The organism is uncultured Duncaniella sp. (genome assembly GCF_910578445.1).
Lineage (GTDB): Bacteria > Bacteroidota > Bacteroidia > Bacteroidales > Muribaculaceae > Duncaniella.
In genome coordinates, this window is sequence record NZ_CAJTQC010000072.1 from 277 (window position 1) to 511 (window position 235).

General features: G+C 53.2%; 1 protein-coding gene. It reads left to right on the top strand.

Annotation, left to right across the window (positions count from 1 at the left end; all coding sequences use genetic code 11):
- The coding region (locus QZ311_RS12365; protein WP_297068530.1) for a DUF3408 domain-containing protein at positions 1 to 235 on the top strand (235 nt) is incomplete at both ends.

Sequence of the window (235 nt, forward strand, 5' to 3'; positions counted from 1 at the left end):
AAGCTCGACCTCGAAGATTACCGCACTGCTTTCTTCGCCCCGATTAAACTCGGAAAGGACAACAAGCATCAGGTGGCAATCAGCAATGACACGTTTGAGCGCGTGGACAAAATTGCCCGCATCTTCGGCGGTTCGGGCTACAGCGTCAGCAGCTTCGTTGAGCACATCATCAACGAGCACCTTGACGGCAACGCCGACAACTACGGAAGCTGGTTCGCAATAATCAGCAAGTCGT